General features: G+C 69.4%; 10 protein-coding genes and 1 pseudogene. 9 read left to right on the forward strand and 2 right to left on the reverse strand.

What is annotated here, in order from left to right; translation table 11 throughout:
• Positions 1-22 precede the first annotated feature (22 nt).
• On the reverse strand, positions 23-2,338 hold the full coding sequence (locus tag WBG99_RS06325) for an RICIN domain-containing protein (RefSeq protein ID WP_338895366.1): 2,316 nt from the start codon (positions 2,336-2,338) through the stop codon (positions 23-25).
• Positions 2,339-2,899: 561 nt separating this feature from the next.
• Between WBG99_RS06325 and WBG99_RS06330 the strand changes: the two are divergent.
• The 4 genes and pseudogenes from WBG99_RS06330 to WBG99_RS06345 form a co-directional block, all read left to right on the forward strand.
• A pseudogene (locus tag WBG99_RS06330) lies at positions 2,900-3,043 on the forward strand (RICIN domain-containing protein); the annotation flags it as partial.
• 165 nt (positions 3,044-3,208) lie between these two features.
• Complete coding sequence (locus WBG99_RS06335; RefSeq protein WP_338895367.1) at positions 3,209-5,521, forward strand: glycosyl hydrolase 53 family protein; 2,313 nt, start codon at positions 3,209-3,211, stop codon at positions 5,519-5,521.
• A gap of 673 nt (positions 5,522-6,194) precedes the next feature.
• Positions 6,195-6,617: a CBS domain-containing protein gene (locus WBG99_RS06340; protein WP_338895368.1), complete on the forward strand. Its 423-nt coding sequence runs from the start codon at positions 6,195-6,197 to the stop codon at positions 6,615-6,617.
• A 209-nt stretch (positions 6,618-6,826) separates the two neighbouring features.
• Positions 6,827-7,078, forward strand: coding sequence for a DUF6480 family protein (locus WBG99_RS06345; RefSeq protein ID WP_338895369.1), 252 nt, complete (start codon positions 6,827-6,829; stop codon positions 7,076-7,078).
• Between the two features lie 257 nt (positions 7,079-7,335).
• Here WBG99_RS06345 and WBG99_RS06350 read toward each other — a convergent pair whose 3' ends face one another.
• Positions 7,336-7,809 carry an SRPBCC family protein gene (locus tag WBG99_RS06350; protein WP_338895370.1) on the reverse strand — a complete coding sequence of 158 codons (474 nt, stop codon included), beginning with the start codon at positions 7,807-7,809 and terminating at the stop codon, positions 7,336-7,338.
• A 212-nt stretch (positions 7,810-8,021) separates the two neighbouring features.
• Here WBG99_RS06350 and WBG99_RS06355 point away from each other — a divergent pair, with 212 nt between their 5' ends.
• The 5 genes from WBG99_RS06355 to WBG99_RS06375 all read left to right on the forward strand — a co-directional run bounded on the left by WBG99_RS06355 (position 8,022) and on the right by WBG99_RS06375 (position 10,950).
• A complete protein-coding gene (locus WBG99_RS06355) occupies positions 8,022-8,417 on the forward strand; it encodes a DUF1622 domain-containing protein (RefSeq protein WP_338900243.1) in 396 nt (131 codons plus the stop codon).
• Entirely contained in the window at positions 8,414-8,674 is a 261-nt protein-coding gene (locus WBG99_RS06360; RefSeq protein WP_338895371.1) for a hypothetical protein, read from the forward strand. The genes WBG99_RS06355 and WBG99_RS06360 overlap by 4 nt, the downstream gene beginning before the upstream one ends.
• A gap of 41 nt (positions 8,675-8,715) precedes the next feature.
• Positions 8,716-9,768 carry a glucose 1-dehydrogenase gene (locus WBG99_RS06365; protein WP_338895373.1) on the forward strand — a complete coding sequence of 351 codons (1,053 nt, stop codon included), beginning with the start codon at positions 8,716-8,718 and terminating at the stop codon, positions 9,766-9,768.
• Positions 9,769-9,829: 61 nt separating this feature from the next.
• Positions 9,830-10,387 (forward strand): YetF domain-containing protein, encoded by a 558-nt coding sequence (locus tag WBG99_RS06370; protein ID WP_338895374.1) that lies wholly within the window; start codon positions 9,830-9,832, stop codon positions 10,385-10,387.
• Between the two features lie 326 nt (positions 10,388-10,713).
• The gene (locus tag WBG99_RS06375) at positions 10,714-10,950 is read left to right on the forward strand and encodes an IclR family transcriptional regulator C-terminal domain-containing protein (protein ID WP_338895375.1); all 237 of its coding nucleotides are present in this window, start codon (positions 10,714-10,716) and stop codon (positions 10,948-10,950) included.
• The last annotated feature ends 112 nt before the right edge of the window (positions 10,951-11,062 follow it).

The raw sequence follows: 11,062 nt of genomic DNA on the forward strand, positions 1-11,062 counted from the left end.
CCCGCGTGCCGACGGGGTGCCGTCAGCGCACGTAGATGTCGGGCTGCGGCGGGCGGGTCATGCCGGCGCCGAGGAAGTAGCCGGGGTGGGGCGGCTGGTTGTAGGCGGTGTTCTGCCAGGCCAGGGCGGTGCGGTACTGGGCGTCGTGGGCCAGGGTGTGCAGTTTGGTGGTCGTGGGGGTGGACGTGGCGTAGATGCGCAGGGCGTTGTTGCCGGAGTGGCGCCAGATGACTTCCTCGCGCCAGTCGCCGAAGAGGTCGCCCGAGAGCACCGGGGTGGACTTGGTGCCGTTGCTGGAGGCCACGCCGCTGCCGGTGAGCAGCCGGGTGTCGCCGCCGGTGCCGTACTTGTCGATCTGGGTGCCGTTCAGCAGTTCGCGCACCGGGTCGGCGTCCCACCAGGCGAGGAAGTTCGCCGAGGACGGGTTGCGGCCGACGTTGCCGCCGGAGGAGTTGCGCAGGTTGCTCATGTTCGGTCCGGAGCCCCAGAACTCGGCGCCCGCGTTGCCGGCGTGGATGTCACCGGCGACGCCGCGGCCCGGTCCCTCGGAGCCACTGGTGGGGGTGCGGTGGATGACCTGTCCGGTTCGGGCGTCGTGCAGGTCGGAGCCGGGCTGGTTGCTCGCCTCGTGGATGGAGAAGACCTCCAGGCCGGCGCGGCCCGGCACGAAGTCGCCGACGTGCAGGGCGTCGCCGTGGCCGAAGCCAGTGGCATACATCAGGCGGCCGTTGTCGTCGATGGTCGCGGAGCCGTAGACGATTTCCTGGCGGCCGTCGGCGTCGACGTCGGCGACGGACAGCTGGTGGTTGCCCTGGCCGTACGCGGCGCCGTTGCCCGAGGCGTTGGAGTCGAACGTCCAGCGCTTGACGAGCTGCCCGTTGCGGAAGTCCCAGGCGGCGATGACCGCGCGGGTGTAGTAGCCGCGGGCCATGATCAGGGACGGGCGCCGGCCGTCGAGGTACGCGGTGCCGGCCAGGAAGCGGTCCGCGCGGTTGCCGTAGTTGTCGCCCCAGGAGGAGACGTTGCCGCGCGGCGGGTCGTAGGTGACGGTGGACATCGCGGCGCCGGTCAGACCGTTGAACATGGTCAGGTACTCGGGCCCGGCCAGGATGTAGCCGCTGGAGTTGCGGTGGTCGGCGCCTGCGTTGCCGATGACCGTGCCCTGGCCGTCGCGCGTGGCGTCCGCCGTCTTCAGGGCAACCTCGGCCCGGCCGTCGCCGTCGTAGTCGTACACCTGGAACTGGGTGTAGTGCGCCCCGGCCCGGATGTTGCGGCCGAGATCGATGCGCCACAGCCGCTGGCCGCCCAGCCGGTAGGCGTCGATGTAGACGTTGCCGGTCACGCCGGACTGCGAGTTGTCCTTCGCGTTGCTCGGGTCCCACTTGACGATCAGCTCGTACTGCCCGTCGCCGTCCACGTCACCCGGGCTCGCCTCCACCGGTGTGTAACCCGAACCGGGCGAGGACAGCGGCACGTCGAGGTGGTTGCCGCCGGTGAAACGCAGCGAGGACTCCGAAGCCGGCTGCTCCGTGCCGTTCACCACCGCGCGCACGGTGTACGAGGCATCCGAAGGGGCGCCGCCGTCCAGGTAGTTGGTGGAGTCGGTGACCGGCGAGCCGTTCACCTTCGTGCCGTTGCGGTACACGTTGAACGCCGTGTCGTAGCTCTCGGTGCCCAACAGCCGCCAGGACACCAGATTGTTCGAGCCCGAACGCACCGAGACCAGGCCCCGGTTCAGGTCCTCCATCTGCAGGGCCTCACCGGCCGGCGGATCGGGATCCGGGGCGGTGCCGCCGACCTTGACCAGCCGCCACTGCTGGTTGAAGCCGTCGACGTCGTCGTACTGCGAGATCCGGGCACCGTCGTCCGCCGACTGCTCCCAGACGTCCAGAGCCTTGCCGCTGTTGCGGTTGATCAGCTGCACATACTGGCTGTCGATGTCGACCACGCCGAACTGCTGGTTGACGGCGTTGTTGTCCGTCCACTGCAGCACGTTCGCGCCGTTGGCCGTGGACCGCCCCTCGACGTCGAGCACCTTCCCGCTGTGCCGGGCCTTGATCCGGTAGTACCCGCTGCCCGAATCGACGAACTGGAACTGCTGGCTGGCGGCGGTTCCAGGGGTCCGCTGGACGACCCCGGCGCCGTCGGCGGTGGAGCCTTCCGAGATGTCGACGGCCTTGCCGCTGTGGCGTGAGACCAGTTGGTAGTAGGCGGACGTGTCGATCACGGCCGCGCTCGCGCTGGACGCGGGCAGGGCGACCGGTGAGACGGCGGCCAGCAACACCGCCAGCAAAAACGTGACCGGCCCGCGGGTTCTTCGCAGACTGTGGACGGACATGTGCGGCTCCTTGAGGTGGGGGGCAAGAGCTTGCGTGGTCCGCGACACCGTGGATGAAACGATTCACCCACGTCGTTCTTGAGGCAGGGGTCTCGCTTCGGCGAGTGGGAGCGCTCCCACCGAGGCTAGAAGGGGCCTCCCGGAGCGGCAAGACCTATGCACGGACTGAATGTGACAATCTGTTTGATCAAGTGGGTTCCCCGACGCAGGGTCACGGTTGCCCGTCCCCGCATGCGACCGATTCACGCCAGCGCGTCGACTGATCCCAACCTGGGAGCAGAGGGCGGTCGTTGCCTGATCAGCGCTGGTTCCCGCCCTGCGGCGAGACCCGGGTACCTGGCGGGCTGATGCCTTGCCGTATGCCGGGCGCCTTAGTACCGTCCTCAATTGTCAACAGAACCGGAAGAACCTCAACGACCTCTCCGGCGTCGCGACGACGAGCCGCACGCGTCGCGACAGAACCCGTCACGCCCGAACCGGACGACGTGCCGGTCTCGTAACCCGCCGAATCCACCCCCGTGACGGCGTGCTTCCGGAGTCCCGCACAGGGGTCGCATTTGTTGGGCAGTCAACCCAAACGGCACCATCACCAGCACCCGGTCCGGCCTGTGCCTGGACGCGTATGACGCCGGAACCGCGAACGGCACCCAACTGGTCCTGTGGACCTGCAACGGCGGGTCCGACCAGCGGTGGACTCACGGCTGAAACGGGCGGGCCCGAGGCCCGAAGTCGGCTCAAGCAGGAGCGCCGGGCGGCGCACCCGGCACCCCGGCCGGCGCCTGGGTCTGCTCCGGGCCCGATGCGGGGCACACCGGACCGGGCCCGTTGGAGCTGCTCCTGTCCGGGGGCAGAGATGAGGAGTAGGCAGTGATGCGAAAACACCCTGTTCGCACGGCACTCAGCATCACGACCGCGGTCGTTTTGGCTTGCGGCGCAGCCGCATTCGGGCCGGTTGCCCCGGCCTCCGCACACTTCGGCGAGGCCGAGATCTCGCCGATCGAGAGCGACATCAGCGCGAAATCCTGGGCGAGCGTCGCCGTCAGCAGCGGGGCGTCCACCGCTGACCTGGCGATCGACCAGGACGACCAGACCGCGTGGATGGCGGATGGCACGTCCGCGAACCAGTGGCTGACTCTCGATCTGGGCGGCGCCTACGACAACGTCAGGAAGGTCGGGGTCGTCTTCCCGGGCACCGGGGCCGCCTACCGGTACGTGGTCGAGGCGTCCGCGGACGGCGACAGTTGGAACGTCATCGCCGACCACTCGGCCAACCACCGGCCCGCTCGCGGATCGGTGGACCTCTTCACCCGGCCGGGGACGAGATTCGTGCGGGTGACGTTCACGGGAGCCTCGCCCGGCGCGACCATGGGAATCAGTGAGCTCAGCGTCCACAACTATCTGCGCGACGACCTGATCCTCGGCGCCGATGCCTCCTGGGTGGACAACGACGTCGCCGAAGGACGCAAGTACTGGGTGAGTCCGACCGAGGAGGACCAAGGCGCGGGTCCCCACCTGCTCGACGTGCTCCAGGACCGTGGCGTCGAGTACGTCCGGCTGCGGGTCTTCAACGAGCCTCGCAGCGAGTCCTCAGGCGACGTACCGGCCGTCCCGTACCAAGGCCCCAAGCGGTCACTCGAGGTCTCCAAGTGGATCAAGTCCGAACGGGACATGGGCCTGGGGATCGACTTCCACTACGCGGACTCGTGGGCCGACCCGTCCAAGCAGCCGAAGCCGCGGGCATGGGCCCAACTGGAGTTCGACGACCTGACCCAGGCGGTGTACGAGTACACCTACGACTACGTCGGGCAGCTGATCGAGCAGGGCACGACGCCGGACAAGGTCGCGATCGGCAACGAGATCGTCAACGGCTTCATGTACGGCAGTGAGGCGGCGTTGATCGGCACCACCGATCCGGCGTACTTCCGGAACCAGCCGGAGATCTACCAGGCGCAGCCCGGCGGTGGCCTGCTCTGGAACTACTGGGGCTCCGACGACCCGGAGGAGCAGCGGCTCTACGAGGAGGCGTGGGACCGGTTCACGACGCTGTCCGCGGCAGGGATCCGCGCGGTCCGCGACGCGTCGGCCCACCAGGGCGAGGACATCGACGTCGAGACGCACATCATCATCGGCAATGGTCGGGGCGCCAAGACGCTCGAGTTCTGGGATCAGTACCTGACCCGGGTGAACGCCAAAGGCGCCGACCCGGACGTTCTCGCCCATTCGTACTACCCGCAGTACCACGGGTCGCCGGACCACTACGAGCTCAACATCAACGCGGTGGCGGCGGCGCACCCGGGGTACAAGATCGATATCGCCGAGACCTCGTACCCGGCGTCGGGTGGCGGCGGGGCCCCGATGCCCAACTCGACATATCCGCGGACCGTTCAGGGTCAGGCGGACGCCCTCCAGCGCGTGTTCCAGATCGCCAACGACATCCCGGACAACCAGGGCTTGGGCGTGCTGGCGTGGGAGCCGGCGAGATGGCAGTCCTTGTTCACCGCCGTACCGGGCATGACGGGCACCTGGGAGCCGAACGCGTCGATCGACATCTTCACCAAGAGTCGCGCGTCCCACGTAGTGGAGGACACCGTGTACGCGTCCGCACTGGTCAGCGACGAGGTGGTGCTACCGGATTCGGCGCGGGTGCTGACCATGGCCGATGGTTCGACCGCACCGGTCCCGGTGGAATGGGACCCGGTACCGGACGGCGCCACCGACACGGCCGGCCGGCTCACGGTCCACGGCTCGACCGAGTACGGTCCGGTGACGGCGATGCTCGACGTGGTCGAAGCGTATGCCGGCCTCGACTGCGACCGGGTGATCACCGGTCGGCATGCCGGGCCGTTGACGGTGACCGAGGGCGTGACCTGCCTGGACGGAGCGACGGTGTCGGGCCCGGTGTCGGTGCGTGCCGGTGCCTCGCTCCAGGTGGACGGTGCGGTGATCGCCGGCCCGGTGCGGGCCGACGGCGCGGCGGGGGTGGTGATCTGCGACAGCCGGATCTCCGGCCCGGTGACGTTGTCCGGGACCTCGTCGGTGACGATCGGCAACCCGGTGCTGGGATGTGCTCCGAATACGATCACCGGCCCGGTGACGGTGACGCGGACGCATGGGTGGAACGTGATCGCCGGGAACACGATCAACGGCCCGCTGATGTGCGGGGAAACGCTCAGCCACCGGTGAACAACGGATCGACCAACACGGTGAGTGGTCCGAAGTCGGCGCAATGCCGCGACCTGTAGCGATCCGGCGTCCGGCTGTTTCGAGGCACCGCCGGGCCGGGAGGCCCGGCAGGCAGCGCGCTCACGGGGCCCGACACCGCCTGAAGGTGGGGGAGGACTTGGGACGGTGCCCAGGCTGAGGCGGGGAAGTCTCATCACGGCCGGAAGAGGGTCGAGTTGCCCCTTCATCGCGGGACCGCCGAAGTTGGTGTAGTGGCGGCCCGGATCGCTGCCCAGACGTGCGCCGGTAAGACGGTCGGCCGTGTCCGCGTCGCCGATAACCCGCCTACCGCGGAGCAGCTGTGCGGAGCCGGTGGAATGCCGGAGCCTTGGGTAGTCGGTTGATCATGTGTCCCGAGGACCGGGTCGTGAGCGCCGCCCGACCGAGGCATACGGGCCGGACCGCGTGATGGGGGCTCCGGCTCCCCTTGGAACGTGCGCGGGGTCCTGGGCAAGCACACGCCCACCCAGCGGGGCCCGGCCCCTGTCAGAGTGCCGGCCCCCGCGCCTCCCCTGACGTCCGCGTGAGCGAATCGGCGCGACCTCGGTGACCGATGTGGGGTCCGGTGGCTTACGGGTACTCGGGAGGCTGAGCGGCGGTGGAAGAACCGTCCATTCCATGAAGGGAAGGTTCCATGACTCAGCGTGTCAGCGACGTCATGACGAGTGCCCCGGTGACCGTCGAACCGCAGACCTCGGTGACGGCCGTGGCCCGGATGATGCGGGACGAGGGCATCGGCGCTGTTCTGGTCACCGAGGGCGAGCGGCTGCGCGGCCTCGTCAGTGACCGCGACCTGGTGGTTCGCGCGGTGGCCGAGGGCGGCGACCCGAACCGTACGACCGTGGCGAACGCGTGCAGCGACGATCTGGTCACGGTGACGCCGGAGGACGACGTGGGCCGCGCTGTGGAAGTGATGCGTGAGCATGCCGTGCGCCGTGTGCCGGTCGTCGACGAAGGGCAGCACGCGGTGGGCATCGTCTCCATCGGTGACCTGGCCATCGAGCGCGACCCCGAGTCGGCTCTCGGCGACATCAGCGCGGCGAGGCCCAACACGTAGCGCGGCCTCGTCCTTTTGTGACCGTGGCGAGAGAGCCGGGGGCCGACTGGTTTCGGACCGCTCTCGGCCACCACGACGCCGTCGGGCGGGGGGCCGCGTGCCCACCCGCCCCGCGGCACGTCTGAAACACCTGTCGACCCCAAGGACGACCAGGACGACCAGGACGACCAGCCAACCATAGGCGGCTGGGTAAGAGAGGAACGTGCGCCATGACCACTCCTGACCCCGAGCCGACTCCTCCTGACCCCGAGCCGAGGGGAACGCCGGGACTCGAACCAGGCGGCGGTGGGGTGTCACCGGGTGAGACTCCACCCGCCGAAGGGGGCACTCACGGAATCTCCCATCCGGAGCCGCCCGAACTGCGCAAGGGATGGGGACCGCTGCCGCTCGCTCTGATCATCGTGGTGGTGGCCCTGGTAGCGGTCGGGCTGATCGGCATGGCGGTGGCCCTGAACATGTGACGCATGCCGGCTTCGGCCAGCCGGACAGCCGTGGCGCGGCCGATCCCGGAGCCTGAGCCGGTGATCAGGCCCACGGGGAACGGCATGGGGGCCTCGGGCGGCGTGCGTCGGTTCCCTCGCGCCTCCAAGGAGGTGGGGCGAGTCGACCGGGTGTGCAGTCACCGAGGGACGCCGACCGTGCGGCGGGTCGTCCGGCGCCCCGGGCCCTGCCACGGTGGCCCGGGGCGCCCGCTCCGAAGCCGTACAGCGCCTCGGTCTCAGGCCGAACCGGGGTCTTCGGGCCGGACACGTCCTCGCCAGGCGCCCGTCTCTCCGCCGCGCTGCTCCATGTAGTCCTTGAAGCGGTGCAGGTCTCCCTTGACGCGGCGGTCGATCATGCCGAGCATGTCCGCCCCCTTCTCCGCCATGCCGGAGGGCTCGACCTCCATCGTGAGCTCCACCCGGGTGTGGGTGTCGTCCAGCCGTTCGAACCTCACCGATCCCCGCTGCCGGGGCTCGCCGCCGATGACCCGCCAGGTGATCCGGTCGTCCGGCAGCTGGTCGACGATCTCGGTGTCGAACTCGCGCCGCACTCCGCCGATCTTGGTGGTCCAGTGGTTGTGCCGGTCGTCGAGCTGCCGAACCTCCTCGACGCCCTCCATGAAGTTCGGGAAGTCCTCGAACTGGGTCCACTGGTTGTAGGCGGTGTGCACGGGCACCTCGACGTCCACCGCTTCCTTCACCGTACTCATCGGTTCCTCCTCGCTGACGGTCGTTGCGCACGACGCCGGGTACCCGGATACGGAGGCGTGAAAAACCTGCGTGCCGGGGTGCGTCCCGCGTGCGGGGCGGACGGCCGCAGCTTGTCGCCGGACCCGTCGACGTGGGCTTCAGGTGTGAACCGTGTGGGTGAGACACCCGCACGACCGGTGAGCGGGCCCGTGTGAGGGGTACCGCCGTGAGCATGCCCCTGTCGATGGAACTGCTGCCCGAGTCCACCCTGCGTGATGTGATCGGCCTGCTCGTCAGAGTCATCGAATCCGCCGGCGCATTGATCATCTTCATCGGGGCCGTCTGGGCATTCGTCCAGTTCCTTCTCGCCGGGATGCGAGGCGGCCGACGGGTGTCCGGCTTCAACCGCATCCGTCTCAGCCTCGGACGCTTCCTCGTCCTCGGGCTCGAGTTCCAGCTCGCCGGTGACGTACTGCGCACGGCCGTGGCGCCGAGCTACACGGAGATCGGGCAGCTGGCGGCCATCGCCGCGATCCGTACCGCACTCAACTACTTCCTGGGCCGGGAGATCGCGCAGGAACGCGCCGAACTCGACGGGAAGGAGAAGGAGAAGGCCGCCACCTCATGACCACCTGGCTGCAGACGGCGGCCGTGTTGACAACGGCGGCAGGCCTGATCGGCGCGGGCGCGGCCTACATGTCCACCAGGCAGGTACGCGTATCACTGGGCGTACTGCTCGACTTCCTCACCGCTGCCGGACTGATCAGGCTCGCGGACGAACCGTCGTGGGGCAGCATCGCCGCGGCTACGGCCGTGATCGCCATCCGCAGACTGCTCGCGACACGCCTCGGGCGGCACCCGCTGGACAGACCCCGGCCGAGGTAGCGGGCAAGGCCACGACATGACCACGAGAAAGGCGGCACACCATGCGCGCACTGACCGTGCACCCCGGCCGGCAGAACTCACTCGAACCGCGACAACTGCCCGACCCGTCCCCGGCCGACGGCGAGCTGCTGGTGCGCGGCTTGACGGTGGGTGTCTGCGGAACGGATCGCGAGATCACCGGCGGCACGTACGGGTGGGCGCCGCCCGGCCGCGACCGGCTCGTCCTCGGGCACGAATCACTGGGCCGGGTCGAGCAGGCTCCGCCGGGCAGCGGGTTCTCGGCCGGTGACCTGGTGGCCGGAGTGGTGCGCCGCCCCGACCCCGTGCCGTGCGGTGCCTGCGCCCGGGGAGAGTTCGACATGTGCCGCAACGGCCGCTACACCGAGCGCGGTATCAAGGAGATCGACGGCTACGGCGCCCAGCTGTGGTGCGTGGAGCCCGGCTACGCCGTGAGGTTGCAGCCGCACCTGGAGGATGTCGGCGTGCTCATGGAGCCGGCCTCGGTCGTGGCCAAGGCATGGGAGCAGGTGGAGCGCGTGGGCGGGCGCTCCTGGTTCGAGCCTCGGCGTGTTCTGGTCACCGGTGCCGGGCCGATCGGCCTGCTGGCCGCCCTTCTCGGCACGCAGCAAGGCCTGGAGGTGCACGTTCTTGACCGCGTGAGCAGCGGCCCCAAACCCTCGCTGGTACGGGATCTCGGCGCGACCTACCACACTGATGACGTAGAGCGGGTGATCGACAAAGTGTGCCCGGACGTCATCATCGAAGCCACCGGAGCCAGCGCCCTGGTCTTCGCCTCGCTGACGGGCACCGCGTCGTACGGCGTGGTCTGCCTGACGGGTGTCTCGCCCGCCGGCCGCAGGATCACCGTGGACGCCGGCAGCATCAACCGGGAGATCGTGCTCCAGAACGACGCCGTGGTCGGCTCCGTCAACGCCAACCTCACACACTTCCGGCAAGCCGCCGCCGCTCTGGCGAAGGCGGACAGGAGGTGGCTGGAGCGTCTGATCACCAGGCGCGTCCCGCTCGAACACGCCGCCCGGGCATTCGAGACTCAGCCGGACGACGTCAAGGTGGTCATCGACCTGCAGGACTGATCTTCACCGCGCCGTGCTCCTCCTTGTGGGAAGCGCTCTCGCGCGGGGTACCGGTCGGTTCATGTTCTTCGACTCCTGGAACGACCTCGTCCGCGTACTCGTCATGGCCGTGCTGGCCTACCTGATCCTCATCGCCGCCGTACGCGCGTCGGGCAAGCGGGCACTGTCGAAGATGAACGCCTTCGACCTGGTGGTCACCGTCGCGCTGGGCTCGACCCTGGCCACTGTCCTGCTCAACCGGCAGGTAGCCCTCGGGGAAGGGGCTCTCGCGTTCGGATCGCTGGTGGCCCTGCAGTTCGTCACCGCATGGGCATCGGTCCGCTGTCGTAGCGTGCGACGGCTGGTGAAAGCCGAACCGACTCTGCTGCTGCACGACGGCCGCATGTTCCATGACGTGATGCGCCGCGAGCGGGTCACGCCGGACGAAGTGCGCCAGGCGATCCGCGCCCAAGGGACGGGGGCACTCGAACTGGTACACACAGTCGTGCTGGAGACGGACGGCAGCTTCAGTGTGATCTCCCGCTCGCACTACGGATCAGGAAGCGCCCTGGAAGACATGGCGCACCGGCGTTCCCCGCACGACGACGATGCCGACCAGCCCCGAGACCACCGGGCGTGAGGACGTGGCGGGCAGGACCGTGGGAGGAGGGAGCGAGCGTCCGGCTGTCTGCCTGGAAGTGGCTCGGCAGCGCGCCCGACCGGTGGAACCTGCCCGGCCTTCCGAGAACCCGCTCGGTCGGATGCGGGTGGGCGGAGCTGGACCTACCTGTGATCGGGACGTTCGTAGGCGACCGGCGGGGGCTTGCCGCGACCGCTTCACGGCGAGTATCTCGGCGCCGGCCCGTTCGGCGGCCCCGGCCAGGCCGTGGACGAACTTGTACGAGGTCGACGAGTTCGCGGGCGGGCGCCCTGGAGGGCTACGGCGAGGAGACCATCACCGACGCGGTGGAGCTGCGCGCGGAGCTTCAGCGCGTCAGGGAGCGCGGATACGCCGTCAACCACAACCAGTACCGCCCGGGGATCTGCGCCATCGCGGCACCCGTCCTGGACGGTGACGGCGTGCCACTGGCGTCCGTGGCCGTCTCCCTGCCCGACTCCCGCTTCGCCCCCGACCGGCTCGCCGAGCTGGGACGCCTGGTGACCGACACCGCGGCGGAGATCACCGCCCGCCATCTGGGCTGAGGGCGGTCTCACGCCGGAGGACGGCCCTGTGTCCTCTTGGGGTCTGCGGCGCTGTGCGCCCCACGACGCCCCGTGCCGAGCCGGACGGACGGTCCGGCACGGGCACGGGGGC

Source organism: Streptomyces sp. TG1A-60 (genome assembly GCF_037201975.1).
GTDB lineage: Bacteria > Actinomycetota > Actinomycetes > Streptomycetales > Streptomycetaceae > Streptomyces.

Coding starts and splice junctions, on each gene's coding strand:
- WBG99_RS06325 (WP_338895366.1), bottom strand. CDS start 2,338: ATGTCCGTCCACAGTCTGCGAAGAACCCGCGGGCCGGTCACGTTTTTG.
- WBG99_RS06360 (WP_338895371.1), top strand. CDS start 8,414: ATGACCACCTGGCTGCAGACGGCGGCCGTGTTGACAACGGCGGCAGGC.
- WBG99_RS06355 (WP_338900243.1), top strand. CDS start 8,022: ATGCCCCTGTCGATGGAACTGCTGCCCGAGTCCACCCTGCGTGATGTG.
- WBG99_RS06340 (WP_338895368.1), top strand. CDS start 6,195: ATGACTCAGCGTGTCAGCGACGTCATGACGAGTGCCCCGGTGACCGTC.
- WBG99_RS06370 (WP_338895374.1), top strand. CDS start 9,830: ATGTTCTTCGACTCCTGGAACGACCTCGTCCGCGTACTCGTCATGGCC.
- WBG99_RS06345 (WP_338895369.1), top strand. CDS start 6,827: ATGACCACTCCTGACCCCGAGCCGACTCCTCCTGACCCCGAGCCGAGG.
- WBG99_RS06350 (WP_338895370.1), bottom strand. CDS start 7,809: ATGAGTACGGTGAAGGAAGCGGTGGACGTCGAGGTGCCCGTGCACACC.
- WBG99_RS06335 (WP_338895367.1), top strand. CDS start 3,209: ATGCGAAAACACCCTGTTCGCACGGCACTCAGCATCACGACCGCGGTC.
- WBG99_RS06365 (WP_338895373.1), top strand. CDS start 8,716: ATGCGCGCACTGACCGTGCACCCCGGCCGGCAGAACTCACTCGAACCG.